The organism is Pseudomonas sp. HC1(2025) (genome assembly GCF_058742075.1).
In genome coordinates, this window is sequence record NZ_CP196017.1 from 3,118,543 (window position 1) to 3,143,003 (window position 24,461).

Annotated in this window: 21 protein-coding genes and 1 pseudogene; 16 read left to right on the forward strand and 6 right to left on the reverse strand. The window is 63.4% G+C overall.

Annotation, left to right across the window (positions count from 1 at the left end):
- Window positions 1-365: 365 nt before the first annotated feature.
- The 3 genes and pseudogenes from ACSSVH_RS13960 to ACSSVH_RS13970 form a co-directional block, all read left to right on the forward strand.
- A pseudogene (locus ACSSVH_RS13960) lies at window positions 366-617 on the forward strand (LysR family transcriptional regulator); the annotation flags it as partial.
- 47 nt (window positions 618-664) lie between these two features.
- Window positions 665-1,345 carry a Crp/Fnr family transcriptional regulator gene (locus tag ACSSVH_RS13965; RefSeq protein ID WP_169953191.1) on the forward strand — a complete coding sequence of 227 codons (681 nt, stop codon included), beginning with the start codon at window positions 665-667 and terminating at the stop codon, window positions 1,343-1,345.
- A gap of 49 nt (window positions 1,346-1,394) precedes the next feature.
- Window positions 1,395-2,543, forward strand: coding sequence for a MalY/PatB family protein (locus ACSSVH_RS13970; RefSeq protein WP_169953188.1), 1,149 nt, complete (start codon window positions 1,395-1,397; stop codon window positions 2,541-2,543).
- Between the two features lie 56 nt (window positions 2,544-2,599).
- Here the strand turns inward: ACSSVH_RS13970 and ACSSVH_RS13975 are convergent, their stop codons facing one another.
- The 5 genes from ACSSVH_RS13975 to ACSSVH_RS13995 form a co-directional block, all read right to left on the reverse strand.
- Window positions 2,600-2,815, reverse strand: a complete 216-nt coding sequence (locus tag ACSSVH_RS13975) for a TOBE domain-containing protein (RefSeq protein WP_003173733.1) — start codon at window positions 2,813-2,815, stop codon at window positions 2,600-2,602.
- Window positions 2,816-3,035: 220 nt separating this feature from the next.
- Window positions 3,036-5,426, reverse strand: a complete 2,391-nt coding sequence (locus ACSSVH_RS13980) for a TonB-dependent receptor (protein WP_170041288.1) — start codon at window positions 5,424-5,426, stop codon at window positions 3,036-3,038.
- Between the two features lie 174 nt (window positions 5,427-5,600).
- Window positions 5,601-6,536: a FecR domain-containing protein gene (locus tag ACSSVH_RS13985; RefSeq protein ID WP_169953183.1), complete on the reverse strand. Its 936-nt coding sequence runs from the start codon at window positions 6,534-6,536 to the stop codon at window positions 5,601-5,603.
- The gene (locus tag ACSSVH_RS13990; protein ID WP_169953181.1) at window positions 6,533-7,051 is read right to left on the reverse strand and encodes a sigma-70 family RNA polymerase sigma factor; all 519 of its coding nucleotides are present in this window, start codon (window positions 7,049-7,051) and stop codon (window positions 6,533-6,535) included. The genes ACSSVH_RS13985 and ACSSVH_RS13990 overlap by 4 nt, the downstream gene beginning before the upstream one ends.
- Before the next feature lie 107 nt (window positions 7,052-7,158).
- Window positions 7,159-8,103, reverse strand: coding sequence for a LysR family transcriptional regulator (locus tag ACSSVH_RS13995; protein ID WP_169953178.1), 945 nt, complete (start codon window positions 8,101-8,103; stop codon window positions 7,159-7,161).
- A gap of 122 nt (window positions 8,104-8,225) precedes the next feature.
- Between ACSSVH_RS13995 and ACSSVH_RS14000 the strand changes: the two genes are divergently transcribed.
- The 9 genes from ACSSVH_RS14000 to ACSSVH_RS14040 all read left to right on the forward strand — a co-directional run bounded on the left by ACSSVH_RS14000 (window position 8,226) and on the right by ACSSVH_RS14040 (window position 17,701).
- Complete coding sequence (locus ACSSVH_RS14000; protein ID WP_170041287.1) at window positions 8,226-9,521, forward strand: MFS transporter; 1,296 nt, start codon at window positions 8,226-8,228, stop codon at window positions 9,519-9,521.
- A 16-nt stretch (window positions 9,522-9,537) separates the two neighbouring features.
- Window positions 9,538-10,722, forward strand: a complete 1,185-nt coding sequence (rhmD, locus tag ACSSVH_RS14005) for an L-rhamnonate dehydratase (protein ID WP_432754215.1) — start codon at window positions 9,538-9,540, stop codon at window positions 10,720-10,722.
- A gap of 11 nt (window positions 10,723-10,733) precedes the next feature.
- Window positions 10,734-11,534, forward strand: coding sequence for an HpcH/HpaI aldolase family protein (locus tag ACSSVH_RS14010; RefSeq protein ID WP_170041286.1), 801 nt, complete (start codon window positions 10,734-10,736; stop codon window positions 11,532-11,534).
- 10 nt (window positions 11,535-11,544) lie between these two features.
- A complete protein-coding gene (aldA, locus tag ACSSVH_RS14015; protein WP_172311559.1) occupies window positions 11,545-12,978 on the forward strand; it encodes an aldehyde dehydrogenase in 1,434 nt (477 codons plus the stop codon).
- A 69-nt stretch (window positions 12,979-13,047) separates the two neighbouring features.
- A complete protein-coding gene (locus tag ACSSVH_RS14020; protein ID WP_432754216.1) occupies window positions 13,048-13,932 on the forward strand; it encodes an amidohydrolase family protein in 885 nt (294 codons plus the stop codon).
- Entirely contained in the window at window positions 13,932-14,252 is a 321-nt protein-coding gene (gene rhaM, locus ACSSVH_RS14025) for an L-rhamnose mutarotase (protein ID WP_170041283.1), read from the forward strand. The genes ACSSVH_RS14020 and rhaM overlap by 1 nt, the downstream gene beginning before the upstream one ends.
- 42 nt (window positions 14,253-14,294) lie before the next feature.
- Window positions 14,295-15,353 carry an L-rhamnose/proton symporter RhaT gene (gene rhaT / locus ACSSVH_RS14030; protein ID WP_170041282.1) on the forward strand — a complete coding sequence of 353 codons (1,059 nt, stop codon included), beginning with the start codon at window positions 14,295-14,297 and terminating at the stop codon, window positions 15,351-15,353.
- A gap of 71 nt (window positions 15,354-15,424) precedes the next feature.
- Window positions 15,425-16,195 (forward strand): L-rhamnose 1-dehydrogenase Lra1, encoded by a 771-nt coding sequence (lra1, locus tag ACSSVH_RS14035; protein ID WP_169953168.1) that lies wholly within the window; start codon window positions 15,425-15,427, stop codon window positions 16,193-16,195.
- A 192-nt stretch (window positions 16,196-16,387) separates the two neighbouring features.
- Window positions 16,388-17,701 carry a carbohydrate porin gene (locus ACSSVH_RS14040; RefSeq protein WP_170041280.1) on the forward strand — a complete coding sequence of 438 codons (1,314 nt, stop codon included), beginning with the start codon at window positions 16,388-16,390 and terminating at the stop codon, window positions 17,699-17,701.
- Window positions 17,702-17,832: 131 nt separating this feature from the next.
- Here the strand turns inward: ACSSVH_RS14040 and ACSSVH_RS14045 are convergent, their stop codons facing one another.
- The gene (locus ACSSVH_RS14045) at window positions 17,833-18,909 is read right to left on the reverse strand and encodes a sigma-54 interaction domain-containing protein (RefSeq protein WP_169953164.1); all 1,077 of its coding nucleotides are present in this window, start codon (window positions 18,907-18,909) and stop codon (window positions 17,833-17,835) included.
- Between the two features lie 403 nt (window positions 18,910-19,312).
- On the opposite strand from ACSSVH_RS14045, the gene ACSSVH_RS14050 reads away from it, so the two are divergent.
- Genes ACSSVH_RS14050 through ACSSVH_RS14065 form a run of 4 tightly spaced genes read left to right on the forward strand, consistent with a single transcriptional unit; the run spans window position 19,313 to window position 24,386 of the window.
- Entirely contained in the window at window positions 19,313-20,371 is a 1,059-nt protein-coding gene (locus ACSSVH_RS14050; RefSeq protein ID WP_169953162.1) for an ABC transporter substrate-binding protein, read from the forward strand.
- Window positions 20,372-20,385: 14 nt separating this feature from the next.
- The gene (locus tag ACSSVH_RS14055; RefSeq protein ID WP_170041278.1) at window positions 20,386-21,609 is read left to right on the forward strand and encodes an alpha/beta hydrolase; all 1,224 of its coding nucleotides are present in this window, start codon (window positions 20,386-20,388) and stop codon (window positions 21,607-21,609) included.
- A 13-nt stretch (window positions 21,610-21,622) separates the two neighbouring features.
- Entirely contained in the window at window positions 21,623-22,825 is a 1,203-nt protein-coding gene (locus ACSSVH_RS14060; RefSeq protein ID WP_169953158.1) for an LLM class flavin-dependent oxidoreductase, read from the forward strand.
- Between the two features lie 4 nt (window positions 22,826-22,829).
- Window positions 22,830-24,386 (forward strand): ABC transporter substrate-binding protein, encoded by a 1,557-nt coding sequence (locus tag ACSSVH_RS14065; protein ID WP_432754218.1) that lies wholly within the window; start codon window positions 22,830-22,832, stop codon window positions 24,384-24,386.
- Window positions 24,387-24,461: the final 75 nt, after the last annotated feature.

Genomic DNA, 24,461 nt, shown 5'->3' on the forward strand with positions numbered 1-24,461 from the left:
ATCCGTTGCTGCGGTCACGGCTACTATTGGTTCCGCCCTTACGGCGGCTCACTTTGGAAGAGCGCCAAAGGAAGCAAAGCGCTCTTGCCCCACCACTCGGAGCCTGGCCCAGGCCCGGCGGGCAAGCCATTCCCCTGTGGGAGTGGGCTTGCCCGCGATGGCGCCCGCAAGAAAACATCAGAGTGTCAGGTATTCATTTTTCATCGTTAACGACCATCGCGAGCAAGCCCGCTCCCACAGGAGCACGCGTACGATTTGAAGATCAGATCGGCTCTAAGGCCGCCTCGCTTTCACCGTCAACGCCCCCACTCACCGTCCCCACCATCACCATCACCGAAGGCCGCTGCGCCAATATCACCCACGCCATCAGCATCGTCAGCTACGGCACGATTATCGGCTGTGTCAGTGCCGGCAGCGGCGCCGCGCTGGTGCCCCGGGGGATCTACGAGCAATATCGCCAGGGCGCCAACTGGCAAGGCCATGTGTTCGCGGAACTGAAGCGCATCGACAACCGGTTTTACTGGCATGCCAACGCAGGTTGCCATCCGGCGCGCGATGCATTTTCGGCGCTGCTGCAGGGCCACTGCCTCCACGGGGCTACCTCCAACGAGGCATAGGCCCCACAGGCCTCACGCTCTACCATGGACGGGAGCGGAGGTACGCCATGCTGACCCACCCATCCATCGTTTTAACCCTACGCCGGCATCATCTGTTCAGCCCGTTGCCGGAGAAGATTTTCCAGGACATCTGCACCCTGGCCAATCTCAAGCGCTTGCCCGCCCACATCACCTTGATGCACCAGGGCGACCCCGCCGAGCGGTTTTTCCTGCTGGTCAGCGGCCAGATCAAGTTGCACCGGGTCACCGGCGAAGGCCAGGAACATCTGGTGGAGGTCATTCGCCCCGGCCAGACCTTTGCCGAAGCCCTGCTGTTCAGCCAGGCCAAGGCCTACCCGGTAAGTGCCACGGCGCTCAAGGACAGCGTGCTGGTGAGTATCGAGGGCCATCATTACCGCAAGGCCCTGGAGGACCAGCCGCAGATCTGCCTGGCGATCCTCGGCACCATGAGCATCCACCTGCATCAGCGCCTCAAGGACATCGACACCCTGAGCCTGGCCAATGCCAGTCGCCGGGTCATCAACTTCCTGGTCCAGGAGCGCGATCTGGCCAGTGGTGATGTGGTGCTGCAAGTGCCCAAGCGCCTGGTAGCCTCCAAACTGGGGATTCAGCCAGAGACGTTTTCGCGGATTCTGCATCGTTTGGTTGACGCCGGCCTGATCGAGGTGCAACGGCGCACCATCCGCATCCTGTGCGAGGAGCAGTTGATGACCTATCAGGCCGGCTGACTTAGAATCGACGCGATTCTTCGCCCGCCTTCCTGACACGAGCGCCCCCATGAGCTTTGATTTCGACACGATCCACCCTCGCCTCGGCACCGGCAGCACCAAGTGGAGCCGCTACCCCGAAGACGTCTTGCCGATGTGGATTGCCGACATGGACATCGCCGCCCCACCGGCGATCCTCACGGCCCTGCACGCGCGCCTGGACCAGCAAATGCTCGGCTACAGCGTTGCCCGGCCAGAAGTGCGCGAAGCGATCATCAGCGACCTGTGGGACAAGTACGCCTGGCGCGTGCAGCCCGATGAACTGTTATTCCTGCCGGGCGTCGAGCCGGGTTTCAACATGGCCCTGCACGCCTTCGTCCAACCGGGCCAGTCGGTGGTCTTGCAGACTCCCAACTACGCGCCGCTGCGCCATGCGGCCGGCAACTGGAACCTGCCGAAGATCGAAGTGCCGTTTGAACTGAGCGCCCAGGGCGAATACCTCACCCCCCTGCCCGCCTTGCGCCAGGCCTTGAAAGGTGCCGGTGCCTTGCTGTTGAGCAACCCCCACAACCCCCTGGGCAAGGTGTTCGCCCGCGAGGAATTGCTGGCGGTGGCCACTGCCTGCCTGGAACAGGGCACGCTGATTATCTCTGACGAAATCCATGCCGAGCTGTGCTTTGACGGGCGCCGGCATATCCCCACCGCATCGCTGAGCGCAGAGATCGCGCGGCGCACCATTACCCTGATGTCGGCCAGCAAGGCCTACAACGTCGCCGGCCTGAAGACCTGCTTTGCGATTGTCCAGGATCCAGTCATCCGCGAGCGCTTCAACAAGGCGCGCTGCGGCATGGTCGACAGTGTCAGCCCCCTGGGCCTGGAAGCCACCTGGGCGGCGTACAGCCAATGCGGTGAATGGTTGAAGGCGTTGCTGACGTACTTGCAAGGCAACCGCGACTACCTGCTGGATGCAGTGCAAAAACGCCTGCCGGGGGTGACCATGCATGCCCCGCAAGGCACTTACCTGGCCTGGCTCGATTGCAGCGCCCTGGGCCTGGAAGACCCGCAGCGGTTTTTCCTGGAGCAGGCCAAGGTAGGCTTGAGTGCAGGCGTGGAATTTGGCGATGACAGCCAGCAGTTCGTGCGCTTGAACTTCGGCTGCCCGCGGGCGTTGCTCGAAGAAGGTATTTCACGCCTGGAACGCAGCCTGAAAAACCGCTGAAGACCCGTGTAGGCGCAGGCTTGCCGGCGCCTATAAAGGTATGCGCAGGTTTGGGTTCAGAGCTTGGCGATGGACACTTCGGTGGATTTGACGAAGGCAATCACTTCGCTGCCCACCTTCAATTCTAGGTCGCGTACCGAACGGGTGGTGATCACCGAAGTGACAATCCCGGACGCGGTCTGCACGTCGATTTCGGACACCACCTCGCCCAGCAGAATTTCCTTGATCACGCCCTTGAACTGGTTGCGCACGTTGATCGCTTTGATGGTCATGTCGGTTTTCCTTTTACGGTTGGGTCAATCCGCACGAATGCGCAGGCCCTCAAAATGCGCCATTCCCACCAACAACAAAAGGAATAAATAACTATTTATTTATTCCATATAAACATATGAGAAACCCTGTAGGAGCCGGCTTGCCGGCGATGGGGCCCGTGAATCATGTGCTGAGTTCAAGGACGCCATCGCCGGCAAGCCGGCTCCTACATGGGTTTGGTCAAAAACCTACTGTTGCCGACACCAGCCATGTGCGCGGCGTAGACAGGGTCAGGCCAGGCGCGCTGTCGCTGGAGGTTGCAGCCGAGGCCCAATAGGTGGTGTCCAGCACGTTCTCCACGGTAGCGCGCAGGGTCACCGGGTTTTCCTTGACCTTGAAGGTATAGCGCGCCCCCAGGTCATAGCGTTCCCAGCCATCGATCTTCTGCTGGTTGGCTGCATCCAGGTACTGCGCGCCGGTGTGGATCGCCCGGGCGGTCAGGGTCAGGCCTTGCAGGCGCGGGATGTCCCATTCGGCCCCCAGGTTGACGTTGGCAATCGGCGAGCCGGTGCCGCGCTTGCCGTCAGTCAGGCCCTGGGCGGTCTTGGTCTGCTCGCTGTCGAGCAGCATCACCCCGCCGAGCAGGCGCACGCCTGCCAGGGGCTCGCCAAACACGTTCAATTCCACACCCTGGTTGCGCAACTCGCCGTTGGGTTTGAAGAAGCCCTGGCTGTCGATGCCATAGGCCGGCTGCTTGATCTGGAACACACTGGCGGTCAGGCCAAAGCTGCCCATGTCGTACTTGGCGCCGACTTCCACCTGCTTGCTCTTGGTCGGCGGGAAGATCGCGTTTTCATTGCGCACCCCACTCGAAGGCGCGGTCTCGCCCTGGCTCAAGCCCTCCATGTAGTTGGTGTACAGGGACAACTGGTCGGTGACTTTCACCACCAGGCCCAGGGCCGGCGAGGTCGCCTGTTCGTCGTACTCCGGCTGATCCTTGATGCCGTTGCTCCAGGAGGTGACCTGGACCTTTTGCAGGCGCGCGCCGAGGGTCAGCAGCACGCGCTCATCGAACAACGCCAGGGTGTCGGCCAGGGCCAGGCTGGTGAAGCGGTTTTCGGTGTGGGTGCTGGTGTCCCAGCGCACAGCCTGGCCTGGGTGGGGCAAGACCACCGGGTGGTAGAGATTGCTCTTGCCGGGGGTGTAGCGCTCGCCGGCATTGTCGAAATCCATGTTGAACTGATTGAGGCTGACATTGAGGGTGTGCCCCACCGGGCCGGTGTCGAACCAACTGCGCGCACCGACAGTGACGGTCTTGACGTCTTCGTCGCGGCGGAAACTGCGCGGCACTACGGTGAAGTCGCCATTGCTCTGGGTCGCCTGCACGCCATGGCGCAGGAAGTCGTAGTTGCCTTTGCGTGCGCCGGCAGCGGCGTAGACCATCAGTGAATCACTGACATCGAACTCGCCACGCACCGCGCCAAAAGTGTCCTTGGTATGGGAATAGGTCCAGGACTGGGCGAAGTTGTCGCGGATATCGCGGGCCTTGGGCATCACGCTACCCTTGGCGATCTCCACGCGTTCCTGGGGTGCATCGGCGGTGCGTTCCTGGCGCCCGAGGTCGAGGGACAGGCGCACCCGCTCCTTGCGATAGTCGAGGCCGATCACCGTCATTTCGCGGTCAACCTCCTGATGGTCCCACTCGGTATCGCCGGCTTGCTTCACGCCATTGAAGCGCACGCCAAACTGCTGCTCATCGCCAAACCGCCGGCCGATATCCACCGCGCCACCGAACTGCCCGGCCGAGGCATAACTGCCGGTGAACTCGGTGAGCGGTGTGTCGGCGGCGCGCTTGGGCTCGATATTGATCCCGCCGCCGATACTGCCCCGGGGCGCAATGCCACCGAGCAAGGCACCGGGGCCCTTGAGGATATCGACGCGTTCGACCATTTCCATGTCGATGGCGTAGGTCGGCAGCACGCCGTACAGGCCGCCGTAGGACACATCACTGTTGAACAAGCTGAAACCGCGCACCGAGAACTGCTCGAAACGCCCACCCGCCGGGTTGGTGATGCGCACCGAAGGGTCACTGGCAACCATCTCGCCGAGGGTGCGCGCCTGCAGGTTTTTCACGGCCTTGGCGGTATAGGAGGTGAGGTTGAACGGCGTATCCATAAAATCGCCGTCGCCGAGCATGCCCTGCGCACCTTTGCGCGTGACCTGGTCACCGGCGTAGGTTTGGGCGACGGGTGTGTTCGCCAGCCCAAGAATCGAGGTGGCTGGCAACTGATAGGCATCGCCCTGGGGGGCGGGGATCAGGGTGTAGGCACGCTCCCCCACTGCCTGCAATTGCAGGCCTGAGCCTTGCAGCAGCCGGGCAAAACCTTCCTCGACGGCAAACTCACCAGAGATCCCGGCGCTTTGGCGGCCACTGACCAGGGCCGGGTCCACCGACAGATTGACCCCGGCCAACCCGGCAAAGCGGGTCAAGGCACTGCCCAGGCTGCCGCCGGGCACTTGGTAACTGCGCCGGGCCGCGTCCTCGGCCCAGCTCACAGGAATGAACAACGGGCTGGCACTCAGGCTCAGCACCAGACTCAGGCGCAACAACGATGGCGGGACGACGGGCATTAAAAGGCTCTCTGTTTTCGTTCACTTGCCTTGGATGACAGGCGAGACGAAAAAAAGGGACACGGTCTTACCCTGTGGGAGCGAGCTTGCCCGCGATGGCTGAGTGTCAGTCGATACATGGGGTGACTGATGCACCGCGATCGCGGGCAAGCCCGCTCCCACATTGGGGCCTGGTCAAACCGGAGTTTTGCGCGATGCCAGCGTGACCCAATAGCGGGTGCGGAACTGCACGTGTAGCCCGTGGGTGGTGGCCAGCAGGCTGAGGATGCGGTCGGTGTCGTCCAGGCGGAAGCTGCCGGTCACGCGCAGGGTTTCCAGGCGCGGGTCCCAACGCAGCACGCCCGGGCGATAGCGATCCAGCTCGCGCAGGAAATCGCCCAGCCCTTGGTTCTGCGCGGTCAGCACCCCATCGCGCCAGCCCAGTTGCAGCACGTCGAACGGCAGCGGCGCGCCCAACCCCGACGGTTGTAAGCGTATTTGTTGCGCGCTGTGCAGCCAGGTACTACGCCCCGATCCATCTTGCACTTGCACCTGGCCCTTGAGCACCGACACCAGGCACGCGTCCGCCAGTTGGCGCACGCAAACCTCGGCCTGGCTGGCGATGACCTGGCCATAGCGGGTGTGTACGGTCAGCGCCGACGGGCCAGGCACATTCAGCGCCATCTCGCCATCGACCAGGGTCAGGCGTCGCCGAGGAAGGTCCACATCCACCGCGCTGGCGGTGTTCAGTTGCAGGGCGCTGCCATCGGCCAACGGCACGCGTTTGCGCTCGCCGGTGGCGGTATGCAGGTCGGCACGCCACACGTCGATGGGCAACTGGCGACTGAGCAACCAGGCCGCCGGCACCAGTGCCGCCACGCCCAGGGCGCGCTTGAGCACCGCGCGCCGGCCAGGTTGCGGGCGGTCGAGGCTGGCCATGGCCAGGGAGGATGGCAACTCGGCAAACCGCTGGCGCAGCAACTGCGCCTTTTGCCAGGCTTGTTCGTGCTGGGGGTGACTGTCGCGCCATTGCTGCAAACCGTCATGGTCACGCTCGCCGGCCGTGCCGGATTCCAGCAACGCCAACCACTGCGCGGCTGCCCGCGCTACATCCGGTGCGGTGCGGCTCACAGTTCCACCAGTAGGCAATGTTCGTAGGCCTGGGCCATATAACGCTTGACCGTACGTTCCGAAACCTTGAGACGCTCGGCAATCTCCCGATAGCCCAGGCCTTCGAGCTGGCTCCAGAGGAACGCCCGGCGCACCGGGGCCGCCAGGCCGTCGAGCAGTTCGTCCAGGGCGTGCAGGGTTTCCAGCAGCAACCAACGCTGCTCCGGCGAGGGAGCGCAGTCTTCGGGCAAGCGTGCCAGGGCATTCAAGTACGCCTGCTCCAGGCTGCGGCGCTGATGAAAATTGACCAGGAGGCGCTTGCCCACTGTCACCAGATAGGCCCGTGGTTCCTGCAATTGCGCCACCGGCTGGGCGCTGGCCAGTACCCTCAGGAACGTATCCTGACTCAGGTCGGCAGCATCCCAGGCATTGCCCAGGCGCCGGCGCAGCCAGCTTTCCAGCCAGCTGCGGTGGTCGCGGTACAAGGTGCTCAGGCTGGGTTCGGCGGTGATCGTTGGCGATACAGCATCATTCATGGCAAGCGAACCCTGGGCGGCGCGAGTGAGTCTCAAATGAGATTCATTCTATTTAATATCCCTGGCGCATACCATGTTCTTTTTCCCGGATAGACGGGCGGAGGCGGTTAATCAAGCGCCCTGGCCTTGTAACGCAGCAAATCTATAAACAACCCCAACTCACGGCTCACCGGTTCACCCTTGCGCAGCAAGATGCCAAATGGCGCAAGCGTCACCTCCAGCTCCACCGGTAACTGCACCACCAGGCCCATCTTCAGGTAATCGCGCAGTGCGCTTTCGGAAAGCACCATGATCGCGTCGGTCAGTTGGATCAGTTGCTGCATGGAATACACCGAGCTGCATTCAATGATGTCCGCCGGCAGCGGCAGGGCCAGGTGCTGCAACGCTTCGTCAAAACCGATGCGTGCCGGGCTGCTTTCCGGTTGCAGGATCCACGGCCAGTCGCTGACCAACTCGGCCAACGGCAGGCTCGCACGCTGCGCCAGCGGGTGCCCGGCGTGCACCACCACCAGCAAGCGCTCGTTGCCCAGCGGCTCGAAGCTGTAGTGTTCGCTGTCGGTGGCGGCGTTGCGCCGGGCGATGGCCAGGTCGATGCGCCCCTGTTCCAGTAACTGGATCACCTGGTCGCTGGTGTCGCCCATGATGCGGATGCGCAGTTGCGGGTTGAGGGATTTGATCTGCGCAATCGAGTCCATCACCAGGTCCGGCGCGGCGCCCATGATGGTGCCGATTGCCAGGTAGCCATAACCGCCCTGCTGGCGCGCCATCAGGTCTTCGGCGCAGCGGTCGAGGCCACTGAGGGCCGATTCGGCAAAGCGGATCAACTCCTTGCCCAGCGCCGTCGGGCGCATGCCACGGGGCAGGCGCTCGAACAGGTCACAGGCAAACATGTCCTCGATCTCGCGCAGCATGCGGGTGGCAGCCGGCTGCGACATGTTCAGGGCCTGGGAGGCACGGTGCAGGTTCTGGCTGGAGCTCAAGGCCACCAGCATATGCAGATGCTTGTAGCGCAGGCGGTTGAACAGGCTGCGGGAAATCAGCGGACTACTCATTTTTTTCCTTGTTATCGATACCCTGAGGTTATCGCTTGTAAGCGAGATTCGATTTGTAGCGCATTGCTCGGCCGCCGTACAGTCCGGCCCATAAGAACAAAGCCTTACAAAAGGATTTCCAGATGACCACCCTGCCCGCGTCCCTGCTCGCCAAGATTTCCTGGCGGCTCCTGCCCTTCTTGCTGCTGATGTACATCATGGCCTTCCTCGACCGCGCCAACGTCGGGTTCGCCAAACAAGCCTTCCAGGCCGACACCGGTCTGAGCGACGCCGCCTTCGCCTTTGGCGCCGGGGTGTTTTTTGTTGGCTACGCGTTGCTCGAAGTACCGAGCAACCTGATCCTGCATCGCGTCGGCGCCCGCCTGTGGATGTGCCGGATCATGGTCAGTTGGGGCCTGGTCTCGGCGGCCATGGTGTTTGCCCATAACGAAACCAGCTTCTACATCCTGCGCTTCCTGCTGGGCGTGGCCGAAGCCGGGTTTTTCCCCGGCGTGATCCTCTACCTCACCTATTGGTTTCCCCAGGCCGCGCGTGGCAAGGCCATGGGCTTCTTCTATTTTGGCGCGCCCCTGGCCTTTATTTTTGGCAGCCCGCTGTCTGGCCTGCTCCTGGAAATGGACGGCTTCGGCGGCCTGCACGGCTGGCAGTGGCTGTTCGCCGTGGAAGGCCTGATGGCTTCGGCGGTGGGCATCTGGGCCTATTGGTACCTGGACAATCGCCCCGCCGACGCCAAGTGGCTGAGCCTTGAAGAGCGCCGCCAGATCCAGGACCTGCTGGATGCAGAAGACCAGCACAAAGGCTCCCATGGCCGCAGCCTGCTCGGCGTGCTGTGCCAGCCGTCGGTGCTGTACCTGTGCCTGATCTACCTGCTGATCCAGGCCAGTGTCTACGGCGTGGTGTTTTACCTGCCAACCCAGGTCAGTGGCCTGCTCGGCACCAAGGTCGGCCTGATGGTCGGGTTGGTCTCGGCGATTCCCTGGGTCTGCGCGCTGTTCGCCGCGTGGTGGATCCCCGGTTATTCGGACCGCAGCGGCGAGCGCCGGCGTACCGCGTCCCTGACCCTGGTGATGGCCGCCGCCGGCATCGCCTGCTCGGTCACCTTCGCCAACCCGTTGCTGGGCATGCTCGCCCTGTGCTTTGCCGCCAGCGGATTCATCGCGGTGCAGCCGGTGTTCTGGACCTTCCCCTCCAGCTACCTGGCCGGTAGCGCGGCGGCGGCGGGCATTGCCCTGATCAACTCCTTTGGCGCACTGGGCGGGTTTATCGCGCCGGTCCTGAAAAACTGGGCGGAAACCGCCTTCCACTCCCCGGCAGCCGGCCTGTACCTACTGTCTGCCACCACGGTACTGGCTGCATTGCTGGTGCTGGGTATCCACTCCCCCGGCCACACAGCGTCGAACACGCCGGCCACTGTTTAACTCCAGGAGTCACACCATGGGCAACATCACCATCAAACACGTGCGCGCCTTTGTCTTGCGTGGCGGCGGCGCGGATTACCACGACCAGGCCGACGGCCACTGGATCGACGACCACATCGCCACACCCATGAGCAAATACCCCGAGTACCGCCAGAGCCGCCGCAGTTTCGGCATCAACGTGCTCGGCACGTTGGTCGTGGAAGTAGAAGCCAGCGACGGCACTGTCGGGTTTGCCGTGACCACCGGCGGCGAGCCTGCGGCCTATATCGTCGAGAAACACCTGGCGCGCTTCCTTGAGGGCGCGCGGGTGACCGATATCGAGAAAGTCTGGGACCAGATGTACCAGTCCACCCTGTACTACGGGCGCAAGGGCCTGGTGATCAACACCATCTCCGGGGTCGACCTGGCGCTGTGGGACCTGCTCGGCAAGATCCGCCAGGAACCGGTGCATCAATTGCTCGGCGGCGCGGTGCGCGATGAATTGCAGTTCTACGCCACCGGCGCGCGCCCGGACCTGGCGCAGAAGATGGGCTTTATCGGCGGCAAGATGCCCCTGCACCACGGCCCGGCCGAAGGTGAGGAAGGCCTGCGCAAGAACCTCGAAGAGCTGGCGAGCATGCGTGAACGGGTCGGCCCGGACTTCTGGCTGATGCTCGACTGCTGGATGAGCCTGGACCTGAACTACGCCACCAAACTGGCGATTGGCGCCCACGAATACGGCCTGAAATGGATTGAAGAGGCCCTGTCCCCCGACGATTACTGGGGCTATGCGGCCCTGCGCAATAACGTGCCCAAGGGCATGCTGGTCACCACCGGCGAACACGAAGCGACCCGCTGGGGCTTTCGCATGCTCCTGGAAATGGGCTGCTGCGACATTATCCAGCCGGATGTGGGCTGGTGCGGCGGCCTGACCGAATTGGTGAAAATCTCCGCCCTGGCCGATGCGCACAACGCCATGGTGGTGCCGCACGGTTCCTCGGTCTACAGCTACCACTTCGTCGCCACCCGCCAGAACAGCCCGTTTGCCGAATTTTTGATGATGGCGCCCAAGGCCGATGAAGTGGTGCCGATGTTCCACCCGCAACTGCTCGGCGAACCGGTCCCGGTCAATGGCCGCATGCGTTTGTCGGTGCTCGACAAGCCAGGCTTCGGCGTAGACCTGAACCCTGATTGCCAACTGCATCGTCCATATAACCGCTAAGGAGCCTCGCCATGCACATGCCTCATAACGCGTTCAAGGCCGGCCTGCGCCAGGACGCCAGCCAATACGGGATCTGGGCCGGTTTCGCCAGCGGCTACGGCGCGGAAATCCTCGCCAGTACCGGGTACGACTGGATGCTGATCGACGGCGAGCACGCGCCCAATACCGTACCCAGTGTGCTCAGCCAATTGCAGGCGGTGGCGCCCTACAACACCGCGCCCGTGGTGCGTGCGGTCAGCGGCGATGCCAACCTGATCAAGCAACTGCTGGATATCGGCGCGCAGACCCTGATGATCCCCATGGTCGAAACCGCCGAGCAGGCCCAGGCCCTGGTGCGCGCCATGCGTTATCCGCCCCACGGTATACGTGGCGTGGGCGGCGGCCTGACCCGCGCCACGCGCTGGGATGGCGTCGAGAACTACCTCACCACCGCCCACCAGGAGCTGTGCCTGATCGTGCAGGTGGAGTCGCGCCTGGGCGTGGAAAACGTCGAGGCGATTGCCGCAGTCGAAGGGGTGGATGCGGTCTTTATCGGCCCCGCCGACCTGTCCATCGGCCTCGGCCATGCGGGCAACCCTGGCCACCCCGAAGTGCAGGAACGCATCCAGCACGCGGTCAACGCCACCCTGGCGGCGGGCAAGGCCTGCGGCATCCTCGCGCCCAATGAAGAAGACGCGCGCCGCTACCAGGCGTGGGGCTGTCGCTTCATTGCGGTGGCGATCGATATCAGCCTGCTGCGCCAGAGCGCCCTGAGCACCCTTGCCCGCTACCGCCCTGCCGCCGACGCGAAAGCGCCGTCGCGCACATACTGAGGAGCCTGCCATGTCATCCGTTCCGGTCTACCAGAACTTCATCAACGGCCGCTTTACTCCAAGCAGCGCCCACATCGACGTGCTCAACCCCGCCACCGGCGCGCTGCTGTCCAAAGTGCCGGCCGCCACTGCCGAGGATGTCGACCAGGCCCTGGCCGCCGCCCGCGCCGCGCAACAGGACTGGGCGCGCAAACCGGCCATCGAACGCGCCGGGCACTTGCGGCGCATCGCCGCCAAGCTGCGGGAAAACGTCGCCCACCTGGCCCGCACCATCACTCTGGAACAGGGCAAGATCAGCAGCCTGGCTGAGGTTGAAGTCAACTTCACCGCCGACTACCTCGACTACATGGCCGAATGGGCGCGCCGCATCGAAGGCGAGATCATCACCAGCGACCGGCCCAACGAAAACATCTTCCTGTTCCGCAAGCCCCTGGGCGTGGTAGCGGGGATCCTGCCGTGGAACTTCCCGTTCTTCCTCATCGCCCGCAAGATGGCCCCGGCGCTGTTGACCGGCAATACCATCGTGATCAAGCCCAGCGAAGAAACGCCGAACAACTGCTTTGAATTCGCCCGGCTGGTGGCCGAGACCGACCTGCCGGCGGGGGTGTTCAACGTGGTGTGTGGCGACGGCCAGGTCGGCGGCGCCCTCACCACCCACAAGGGCGTGGACATGATCAGCTTTACCGGCAGCGTCGCCACCGGCTCGCGGATCATGACCGCCGCAGCACCCAACATCACCAAGCTCAACCTGGAGCTGGGTGGCAAGGCGCCGGCGATTGTCCTGGCCGATGCCGACCTGGAACTGGCGGTCAAGGCCATCCGTGATTCGCGGATCATCAACAGCGGCCAGGTATGCAACTGCGCCGAACGGGTGTACGTGCAGCGCAGCGTCGCCGACCAGTTTATCGAGCGCATCAGCGCGGCGATGGCCGCCACCCGCTACGGCGACCCACTGGCCCAGGCCGATGTGGAGATGGGCCCGCTGATCAACCGCCAGGGCCTGGACAACGTCAACCGCAAGGTGCGCACCGCCCTCGCCCAGGGCGCAAGCCTGGTCACGGGCGGACAGATTGCCGACCTCGGCGCAGGCTTTCACTTCCAGCCCACGGTATTGGCCGGTGGCCGCGCCGACATGGATATCATGCGCGAAGAAATCTTCGGTCCGGTGCTGCCCGTCCAAATCATCGACGACCTCGACGAAGCCATCGCCCTGGCCAACGACTGCGACTATGGCCTGACCTCCTCGATCTACACCCGTGACCTGGGCAAGGCCATGCATGCGGTGCGCGAGTTGGCCTTTGGCGAAACCTACGTCAACCGCGAGAACTTCGAGGCGATGCAGGGCTTCCATGCCGGCGTGCGCAAATCCGGGATCGGCGGCGCCGATGGCAAGCACGGCCTGTACGAATACACCCATACCCATGTGGTGTACCTGCAGAGCTGAGGTGGGGCAACGGGCGCCGACACGCGAGTGCCGGCCCCAACAACCACCCCTTCCAACAAGGATTACGCAATGAGCATTGCCAACCTCTACAACGGCCCGATCATCGACAGCCACCTGCACCTGTTCGACCCACGCCGCCCCCAGGGCATCCCGTGGCCCGAGCCGGGCAACCGTTTGTACGCCGCGCATCTGCCCGAGGATTACTGGGCATTGGCCGCCGAACACCAGGTGATCGGCGCAATCGCCGTGGAAGCCAGCCCGTGGCGCGACGACAACCATTGGTTGCTGCAAACCCTGCGCAGTGACCCTCGGATGCTTGGCTTTGTCGGCAACCTCGACCCACTGCACCCACAATTTGCCGGCGACCTTGCCGCGCTCGCCTACGAGCCGCTGTTCCTGGGCCTGCGCTACGGCAACCTGTGGCAGCGTGATTTGCTGGTGGACCAAACCCGTCCAGGGTTCATCGACGGCCTGCGCCAGCTCGCCGATTGCGGGCGGTGCCTGGACAGCGCCAACCCTGAGCCACGATTGATCAAGGGCCTGCTGCACCTGAGCGATGCCCTGCCGCAGCTGCGCATCATTGTCGATCACCTGCCCAATGCCCAGGTCCCTGCGGGCCAGGAAGCGGCCTACCACGCCGACCTGCTGCACTTGGCCGAACGGCCCAATGTGTTCGCCAAACTGGCAGAAATCCCCCAGCACGGGCCCAACGGCTTGATCGTCGACACCGCGTTCTACAACGACCGCCTGGCCGTGCTGTGGGACGCGTTTGGCGAAGACCGCTGCTTCTTCGGCAGCGACTGGCCCAACAGCGACCACCTGGCCGATTTCGCCACCACCCTGGGCCTGGTCAAACGCTGCATGGCTGATCAGCCCCAGGCCGTGCAGGAAAAATTCTTCCTGCACAACGCCGTGCGTATCTACAGCCCGACACTGCCACCTGGAGGCCTCTGATGCCGACCCGTGCCTTTCGCATGAACCTCAACCCCGGCATGGCTGCCGAGTACCGCCGGCGCCATGAGCAGATCTGGCCGGAACTGGCCCAGGCCCTGCGCGATGCCGGCGTGCTGGACTACCGGATCTTCCTCGACGCGTCCACCAACGCGCTGTTCGCCGTATTGACCCATACCGATGAGCACGGCCTGGACGCCCTGCCCGGTACCGCGCTGATGCAACGCTGGTGGCAATACATGCAAGACATCATGCCCAGCCACGCGGATAACGCACCGGTCAGCGTGGATCTTGAACCGATGTTCAGCCTTACGCCCGACTGAGCCATTGGCTCCTCATCACAACAATAAAAAGGATTCGAACACGTGGAAATCATTCTCCTCGGTGTGATTCTGCATTTGATCGGTGGCTTTGCCTCCGGCAGTTTCTACATCCCCTACAAAAAAGTTGGTGGCTGGGCCTGGGAAAGCTACTGGATCACCGGCGGCCTGGTGTCGTGGCTGATCGTGCCGCTGATTGCCGCGCAATTGACCGTACCCAGCTGGGTCGAAATCCTGCGCAACGCCGACACCAGCACCCTGCTCTGGACCTATATGTTCGGCGTGCTGTGGGGCATCGGCGGGCTGACGTTCGGCCTGACCATGCGCTACCTGGGGCTGTCTTTGGGCATGTCGCTGATCATGGGCCTGACCTCGGCCCTCGGCGCCCTGATGCCCGCCTTGTACCGCGACCTGTTCACCCACGAGACAGAGGGCACCCTGACCTCGATGCTTGCCTCACAAGGCGGGCATTGGGTGCTGTGGGGCGTGGCCGTGTCGCTGATCGGCATCGCGGTGTGCGGCAAGGCCGGGCTGATCAAGGAACGGGAAGTGTCCCAGGCGGTAAAGTTCGCCAGCGTCAGCGAGTTCGCCCTGGGCAAGGGCATGCTGGTGGCGGTGATTTCCGGGGTGTTGAGCGCCTGCTTCAGCTACGGTATTTCCGCCGGGCGCCCACTGGCCGCCGCCGCCGTGGAACATGGCGCCAACAGCCTGTTCCAGAACAACGTGACGTTCATGGTGATCATGTGGGGTGGCCTGACCACCAACGGCATCTGGTGCCTGTGGCTGAACTGGCGCAACCGCACGTTCCACAACTACACCGACCGCAACGCCCCGCTATTGCGCAACTACCTGCTGGTGGCGTGCGCCGGGACCTTGTGGTTCTTGCAATTCTTTTTCTACGGCATGGGCGAAAGCCGCCTGCAGAACGACGCCAGCTCGTGGGTGTTGCACATGTCTTTCATCATCATTGTGTCCAATTGCTGGGGCCTCTACTTTCGCGAATGGCACGGCACCAGCACGGCCAACAAGGGCGTGCTGGTGGCCGGGATCGCGGTGATCCTCGGCGCCATTGCCATGGTTGGCTACGGTAATTACCTCGGCTGAGGCCGCAATGCCTTTTTGTCGGGGCGAGCTTGCTCCTACAACAGCGTTATATTTTTTCCAGGAGATTTCCCATGTTGCTAGCAGACAAAACCGTGATCATCACCGGCGCCTCCCGTGGCATCGGCCGCGCTGCCGCCCGCGAATGTGCACGCCAGGGCGCCCGTGTGGTGATCGGCCATAGCGCCAGCACGCAAGGCACCCAGGCCGCGCTGTCGTTGATCGAGGAGATCCGCGCGTTCGGTGGCCAGGCCATTGAAGTAGGCGGTGATGCCGCCGACCCGGACACCGGCGACAAGCTGGTGGCGGGGGCAGTCGAGGCCTTCGGCAGTGTCGATGTGTTCGTCAACAACGCCGGGATCTGCCCGTTCCATTCGTTCCTCGACATGCCGCGCGAGGTCTACCTCAAGACGGTCAATACCAACCTCAACGGCGCCTACTTCGCCGTGCAGGCGGCGGCCAACCAGATGAAGAACCAGGGCCGTGGCGGCGCGATCATTGCCGTCAGTTCCATCAGCGCCCTGGTAGGTGGCGGCATGCAGACCCACTACACCCCGACCAAGGCCGGCCTGCATTCGTTGATGCAATCCTGCGCCATCGCCCTGGGGCCTTATGGCATTCGCTGCAACTCGGTACTGCCGGGCACCATCGCCACCGACATCAACAAGCAAGACCTGGCTGACGCAGAAAAACTCGCCTACATGACCTCCCGCACACCCCTGGGCCGCCTGGGCGAACCGGACGACGTCGCCGGGCCGATCGTGTTCCTGGCCTCGGACATGGCGCGCTACGTAACCGGCGCCTCGTTGCTGGTGGATGGCGGGTTGTTCGTCAACTTGCAGTAACCCCCGACACCGCCCCCACACACCAAAGATCCAATGTGGGAGCGGGCTTGCTCGCAATAGCAGTGTGTCAGTCAGCCGATTCATCACTGAACCACCGCCATCGCGAGCCAGCCCTCTCCCACACTGGAGGTCTGTGTGTACCTGGAATTTGTGTTTTACCCCGGATAACAACAATAAAACCAAGGAGCACTCATGCGCATCAACCTCCCCCTGGCCCTGCTATGCAGCACGGTTTCCACCTGCGCCCTGAGCGCCGGCCTGCTGGACCCTGGCTCCCCGGCCATGCTCGGCGACTGGAACGGCCTGCGCCCGCAACTCGCCGAACAGGGCTATGACTTCACCCTCAAATACGTCGGCGAAGTGGGCTCCAACCTCGGCGGCGGCTATGACTCCCATATGACTGCGCGCTGGAGCGATCAACTGATCCTCGGCGTAACCATGGACCTGCAAAAACTCTGGGGCTGGCAGGACGCAACCTTGCGCATCGGCATCGGCGAGCGCCATGGCAAGGACATTACCAATGACCGCGTACATCACCCCGACGCCACCGGCCTGACCTCGACCATGGAAGTGTTCGGCGGCGGCAATGCCTGGCGCCTGTCACAGTTCTGGTACGAGCAGAAGTTCTTCGAGCGCAAGCTGGCCGTGAAACTGGGGCGCTTCGGCCATGGCGAGGACTTTGACCAGTTCCCCTGCGAGTTCCAGAACGTGACCCTGTGCGGTTCCCAGGAAGGCAACTGGAATGGCGTGTGGAACAGTTTCCCCATCAGCCAATGGGCGGTGCGTGCCAAATACCAGTTCACCGACGTGTTCGCGGTGCAGGTTGGCGCCTACGACAAAAACCCTGGCAACGCCGAGGCGAGCAATGGCTTCAAGCCGTTCATCAGCGGCTCCCAAGGCACCAGCTTCCCTGTCGAAGCCATCTGGAAGGGGCGCATCGGCGGCCTCAGTTCGGAATACCACGCCGGCTACTACTACGCCAATGCCGACACCCAGGACATGCTCAAGGACGCTGACGGCAACTATGCAGCCAGCAGCCAGAAACCCTACCGGATGTATTCGAGCAATGCCGGCTGGTGGTTGTCGGGCCAACAGCAACTGACCACTGTCGATGGCAACGACAAACGCGGGCTCAACGTGTTTGCCAACCTTGCCATGAACGACCCGGACAAAAGCATGATCAAGAGCCTGGTGCAGGTCGGCCTGATCTACCGAGGCCCCTTCGACGCGCGGCCGCATGACACTTTTGGCGTCGGTGCGTCGAAACTTAAGGTCAGTGACCGCTATACCGACAACACCCAGGCACTCAACGCACGCACGGGTGTGACGGGCATAGGGGATCTGCCTGAACAGCGGCGCGAATACAGCTACGAGGTCAACTACGGCGTGCAGGCCACCCAATGGCTGATGGTGCGGCCTAACCTGCAATATGTGAAATATCCGGGTGGGGTGACGCAAACCCGTGGAGCGGTGGTGGGTGGGGTGCAGTTTATTGCCGATTTCTGAGGGCTGGGGGAATGCAAAATTGCATCCCTCTTGCAGGAGCGGGTTTACCAGCGATAGCGGTCAGTCAACCAATACCGCCATCGCGGGCAAGCCCGCTCCCACAGGTTCGGCTGCCAGGCGGCCCAACCTCATCACTGCCCCTCAAGCAACGCCGGCTTGCCCAACTCCCCTATCTTCTCCAGCCGCGCCCGCACGATATTGCGGCTGATATTGAGCAAGCGCCCGGTCTGCAATTGGTTGCCATGGCAGTAGCGATACGCTGCACGAAACACGGTTTCTTCAATGTGCTCGTAAAGGTCCGGGATGTTCTGCTCGAACAGTGCATTGAGCGCCGCTTCCAGGTCCACCGGGCCGCTGGGGGCCGGCAGGGCGTGGTTGGCTTCGTCCTGGCGGATGCCGGACGAGCGCATGTCCACCAGGTGCAGGTCCGCAGGCTGCACCCGTTGGTTGCGGCACACCAGCAAGGCGTGGTGGATGGCGTTCTCCAGTTCGCGAATGTTGCCCGGCCAGCTGTGCTCGAGCATTTTGCGCTCGGCTTCCGGGCTCAGGCTTGCGCGGTTGTAGCCCAGGCGCTGGCAATGTTCTTCGAGGAAAAACTCCGCCAGGGGCAGGATGTCGCCGGGGCGTTCGCGCAGTGGCGGCAGGCGGATGGTCGCGACGTGCAGGCGGTAGAACAGATCCTCGCGAAAATGCCCGGCGACCACCGCGTCGGCCAGGTTGACGTTGGTGGCGGCCACCAGGCGCACATTGATCGGGATCGGCGTGCGCGAGCCCAGGCGCACCACTTCGCGCTCCTGCAACACCCGCAGTAACTTGACCTGCATGTTCAACGGCAAATCGCCAATTTCATCGAGGAACAACGTGCCGCCGTTGGCCGCTTCGAACCAGCCGGCCTTATGGGTGGTGGCGCCGGTGAACGCACCTTTTTCATGGCCGAACAACTCGCTCTCCACCAGGGTTTCGGCAAAGGCCCCGCAGTTCACCGCCACAAACGGTTCGCGGCCACGCCGGCTCAGGTTATGGATGTGCCGCGCCACCAGTTCCTTGCCGGTGCCCGTTTCGCCAATGATCAAGGTATTGGCCTCGCTGGGCGCCAGGCGCTCGATCCGCGCCAGCAATTCCTGGGAGCGCGGGTCCTTGAACACCAGCACGGTGGCACGCACCGACTTGGTCAATTCGCGGGCATTGGGATGAGTGATCAACGACATGGTGCATTCCTGGCAGTAAAAGCGCGTGCTCAATAGTGCATGAAGTTTTCTAGACCATTTAATTATTAATTCGTATTTATATATTCCCACATCGCATATACCAACACTGCACGCCACGGCTGCTGCTGGAGCAGCAACCGGCCAGCAGTTGCCTGTCTATCCATCAACAACCGGGCGTGCGCCAGCGCCCCGCGGTAAACGCTAAAGGCCACGGTTGTTGGGGCTCTGAGGGCATTCGAGCGACGCTGGCATGCAATCTGCTCTCTCCCTGCCAACACCCTCCCCTGGAGGAGCCGGCTTGCCGGCAATGGCGTGCGGTTAAACGCTGCAAGGCTCAACGGCCTCATCGCCAGCAAGCCGGGCTTCTACCAGGGCAGGTCTTCAAATTGGCAGGGGAATCTCGATGAATAAATGGATCGCCGCATTGTTCGCTGTGCTGGTCAGTACGCTCGCGCTGGCGCAGCCGCCAGCCTCGGTAAAAATCGCCATCGTCGCCTACACCCAGGGCGGCAAGCCGGTATTCGGTGGGATCGCCGGGCGGGTGATCGAGGATGGCTGGCTGGAAACGCAACTGCGCGAGCGCGGGGTCAAGCTGCAATGGATCGCCCTGCCCCACGCCGGCGCCGGCCCGCAGATCAACGAAGGCTTCAGCAACAACACCCTGGACTTCGCCGTGCGCGGTGACCTGCCCTCGGTGATCGCCGGAGCCGGTGGCGTGCCGGGCAAGTTGATCGTGCCCGGCGGCAGCGGCAATAACATCTACCTGGTGGTGCCCGCAGGCTCCAGCGCCAACAGCATCGAAGACCTCAAGGGCAAGCGCCTGGCCCTGCACCGTGGCCGCCCCTGGGAGTTTGCCTTCAGTAACTTCCTGGCGAGCAAGGGCCTCAAGCTCGACGACTTCAAGATTGCCAACCTCAACCCGCAAGTCGGCGCGGCGGCGGTGTCGGCCGGCAAGGTCGATGCAGCGGTGCTGTTGAGCGAGGCCTATGCCCTGGAAGACAAAGGCGTGGGCAAGATCATCTGGTCGACCAAGCAAGGCAGCAACGACTGGCGGCTGATCTCCGACCTGTGGGGCACCGACGCCTTTGTGCAGCAGCACCCGGATATCACCCAATTGCTCGCCACGGCCTGGGTCAAGGCTGCCTGGTGGATTTCCCAGACGCAGAACCAGGACGCCTATTACCAATTGTCTTCGCGCGCCGGCACCGCTGAAAGCGTGCTGCGCCGTGACGACCAGGACGACCCGGTGGCCTGGCAAGAACGCTGGGCGCCGAAAAGCGACGCGCAGCTCAAGGCCCACTACCAGGCGCTGACGGCCTACGCCCTGGCCAACCACCTGATCCGCGACCACTACGACATCAGCCCGTCCCTGGCCACCGGCTTTACCCGCCAGGCCCTGATCGACCTGCAACTCACCGACTACTGGCCTGCCCTGCGTGGCCAGGTCAGCACCCAACCTTGATAGGGAAATTACCGATGAATCTGCCCCGCTCCTTCGCCTTCGGCCTCAGCATCCTGGCACTGTCCATGAGCGCCCTGGCGGCCGACGTGCACGCGCCCAAGCCCGACCCACTGCAAGGCGATGGCCGTGTCTCGGCGTTCTACACCTGGGAAAAAGTCATCCCGGCCACCCCCGGCAAACTGCTGCGCAGCGAACCCCTGGAAAAAACCCTGAGCCTGCCCAATGCCGCCAGTGCCCAGCGCATTCTCTATACCTCCACCGATGGCATCGACAACAAAACCCCGGTGGTGGTCTCCGGCACCCTGTTCCTGCCCAAGGGCAAGGCTCCGGCCGGCGGTTGGCCGGTGGCCAGTTGGGGGCATGGCACGGTCGGGGTCGCTGATGTATGCGCGCCGTCGTGGCAGGGCCGTTCGTACCGTGACGTGCAGTACCTCAGCCGCTGGCTGGATGAAGGGTTTGCCGTGGTCGCCACCGATTATCAGGGCCTGGGCGTCCCCGGCGGGCATCCGTTGCTGAACAATCGCATGGCCGCCTACGGCATTCTCGATGCGGCCAAGGCCGTGGTGGCGGGTGTGCCTGGGCTGGCGAACAAGGTGCTGATTGTCGGCCAGTCCCAGGGCGGCGCCGGCGCGTTTGCCTCGGCCGCATATGCCGCCACCTATGCGCCCGACCTTGGGGTCAAGGGCAGCATCGGCACCGGGGTGATCTACACCGTCGGCGCGAAAAACGTGGGTGAACAGGACCCCAACAAGGTCGACGCGTCCCTGGCCTACGGCTTCTATACCTTGCTCGCGGCCCAGCAATATGACCCGAGCATCGACCCCCGGGACTTCTATACCGACAAGGCCCTGCCGCTGTTCGAGCAGGCGCGCACCAGTTGCCTCGCGGCTCTGGTCAGCGACGTCGAAGGCATCGGCCTGACCCCGGCCAACGCGAAGAAGGACTACCAGGGCAAGCAGCTCGCTCCGTGGCTGGCGCAAGTGTCGTACCCCACCCTGAAAACCGCACAGCCGGTATTTATCGGCACCGGCGCCGAGGACAAGACCCCGGCGGCGTCCACCCAAGTGGCACTGATGCAGGACGCGTGCAAAGCCGGCTCCATCGTCGAGGGCCACCTGTACAAGGGTCTGGGCCATAGCCCGACGGTCAATGCCTCGCTGAAGGACTCCGTGCCTTTCGCCCACAAGGTCATCAACGACCAACCGATCACGCCGATCTGCAATCCCAGCGTGCAATAAGCCGGAGGTTTTCATGAGCATCGAATTCTTCACCCGCCTGCCACTGCACGGCGAGACCCAGTTTTTGCCCGGCGACCCGCGCAACCGTGGCGACTGGCATCGGGGCGGCGCCAGTACCGGCGCGGTGTCCGGCTTCAGCGTCGGCGATCACTTCACTTATATCGACTACCTCGGGCAAATCGCCAAGGCCGCCGAAATCAATGGCTTTGGCGGCGCGCTGATGGTCAACGCGCCCACCGGCGAAGAACCGTGGACCGTGTGCTCGCTGCTGGCCCGGGAAACCCGCACCCTGCAGTTTGTCACGGCGTTCCAGCCCTACCACTACACCCCGTGGGTCGCGGTGCAACAGGCTGCCACCTACCAGCGCGCCACCGGCAACCGCCTGGTGTGGAACATCATCAACGGCGGTTCGGACGCCATCCAGCGCCAGGTCGGCGATTTCAGCGACCACGACGAACGCTATGAGCGCGCCACCGAGTTTATGGATGTGGTCAAGGGCTATTGGCACAACGAGACCTTCCACTACGACGGCAAGTTCTACAAGGCCGATGGTGGCGGGCTGCGCGGGCCGTTGAAGAAGGCCGAGCTGCCGCTGATCTGCACCGCCGGCTCGTCCATTGCCGCCCGCGAGTTTGCCGCCAAGCATGCCGATTTCTACCTGATGCGCGCCGAGCATCCCGATGAAATCGCGGCATTGATCGCAGACTTGCGCGAGCGCGCCTTGAGGTGGGGGCGCACGGATATCCGCTTTGGCCTATCGATTGACGTCATCACCCGCGAAACCGAGGAACTGGCGCGCACCGAAGCCAAGCGTTTCTTCGACGAGGGCATCGCCCGTGGCGCGGTCAAGGCCGTGGCCGCCCACGCGGGCCTGCGCACCGCGCGCAAGTTGAGCTACGAGCAAGGCTTTGCCGAGAAAAACGAAACCCAGGGCTTCGAGGACTTTTTTATCCATCCCAATGTGTGGACTGGCTTCGGCTACATCGGCATCCCGCCTGGCTGCGCGCTGGTGGGCAGCTACGAGAACGTGGTGGCGCGGATCCGTGAGTACAACGCCATTGGCATCGACCTGTTCTTCCTTGCCGGCTACCCGCACCTGGAAGAGGCCTATCGCCTGGGCGAGCACATCCTGCCGCACTTTCGCAATGAACGCGCCGAACTAAGCCGCGCCCCGGAACCCGTGCGCGCGCTGCACTCGGCCAATGGCGGAGCCTGACACCATGACCTTACTGCTCAGCCGCCGGGACTTTCTCGGCTACAGCGCCACCGTCGGCGGGGGCCTGCTGCTGGCCGGTTGCGGTCCCGCCGACACACCGGCAGCCGGCATTGCCAATGACCAGCCGCGTTACGGTGGGCGCCTGCGCCTGGGGATCCTCGACGGCAACCAGAGCGGCAACCTCGATGCCCACAAGCCCATTGGCAGCGGCATCGTGCGCGGCTTTGCGCTGTACAGCAAACTGTGGGAATGGGACGAGCAGATGCAACCGCGCCTGGCCCTGGCCGAGCTGGCAGAGCCGAATGCCGACGCCAGCGCGTGGACCCTGCGCCTGCGCCCGGGCCTGGAGTTTCACAATGGCAAGACCATCGACGCCGATGACCTGATCTTCTCGATCCGCCGCCTCACCGACCCGCAGCTGGCTTCGCCCTATGCCGCGCTGTTGCACTGGGTGGACCGCGACAACCTGGTCAAGCTCGACAACCGTACCGTGCGCCTGAGCTTTCGCGACGGGCGCAGCTACCTGCCGCTGGCGGAAACCTGGGTCAACTTCGGCGGGATCGTGCCGGTGGATTACCACCCCGTCACCAACCCGGTGGGTGCCGGGCCCTACAAACTCAAGAGTTTCACCCCCGGCCAGCGCTCGCTGTTTACCCGTTTCGAGAACTACTACAAGGATGGCAAGCCCTACGCCGACGAGCTGGAAATCATCGACTTCAAGGATCAGGTGTCACGCCTGGCCGCCCTGCGCGCCGGGCAGATCGACATGGCCAACGTGCTGCCCACCGAGCAGTTGCCGATCCTGGCCAAGGACCCGCGCCTGCAGGTGATCAAATCGGTGAGCGGCAATTGGCTGTCGTTCGATATGAACCTGGACAAGCCGCCGTTCAACGACCCCAGGGTGCGCGAAGCCTTGCGCCTGATGGCCGACCGCGAAGAACTGGTGCGCCGCGCCCTCAACGGCCAGGGCCGGGTGGCCAATGACCTGTATGCGCCCAGCGACCCGACCTTCAACCACAGCCTCGGCCCGCGCCCCTACGACCCGCAACGGGCAGCACAACTGCTCAAGGCAGCGGGCCAGGAGAACCTTGAAGTGGAGCTGATCACCACGCCCGGCACCGGTTTGAGTTCGGCCCTGGTGCTGGCCGAACAAGCCAAGCGCATTGGCGTGACCCTCAAGGTCAAGCAGGTGGACCTGGCGACCTTCCAGGGCCCGCAGAAAAACGACTGGGCGCTGAGCACCGGCGGCAGCATCGGCGCGCCGTTCCTCGCCAGTGCGATTCACACCGATGCACCGTTTGCAGTGTCCAATAAAACCCACTTCCACGACCCGCAGTTCAGCGAACTGTTCCTGGCCGCCATGGCCCAGCCCGACCTGGAAAAACGCAAGGCACTGGTGCATCAGGTGCAGCAGATCCAGTACGAGCGCGGTGGCATGTTGATCTGGGGCTATGCCGACCTGCTCGACGGCGTGTCCACCCGCGTTGGCGGCGCACAGGCCGAAGAGTCGCTGTTCAGCACCTGGCGCTTTGAAAAACTCTGGCTCAAAGACAGCGCCTGACGCCCCTGTAGGAGCCGGCTTGCCGGCGATGGCGTCCTTGAAAACACAGCAAACCTCAAGGGCCTCATCGCCGGC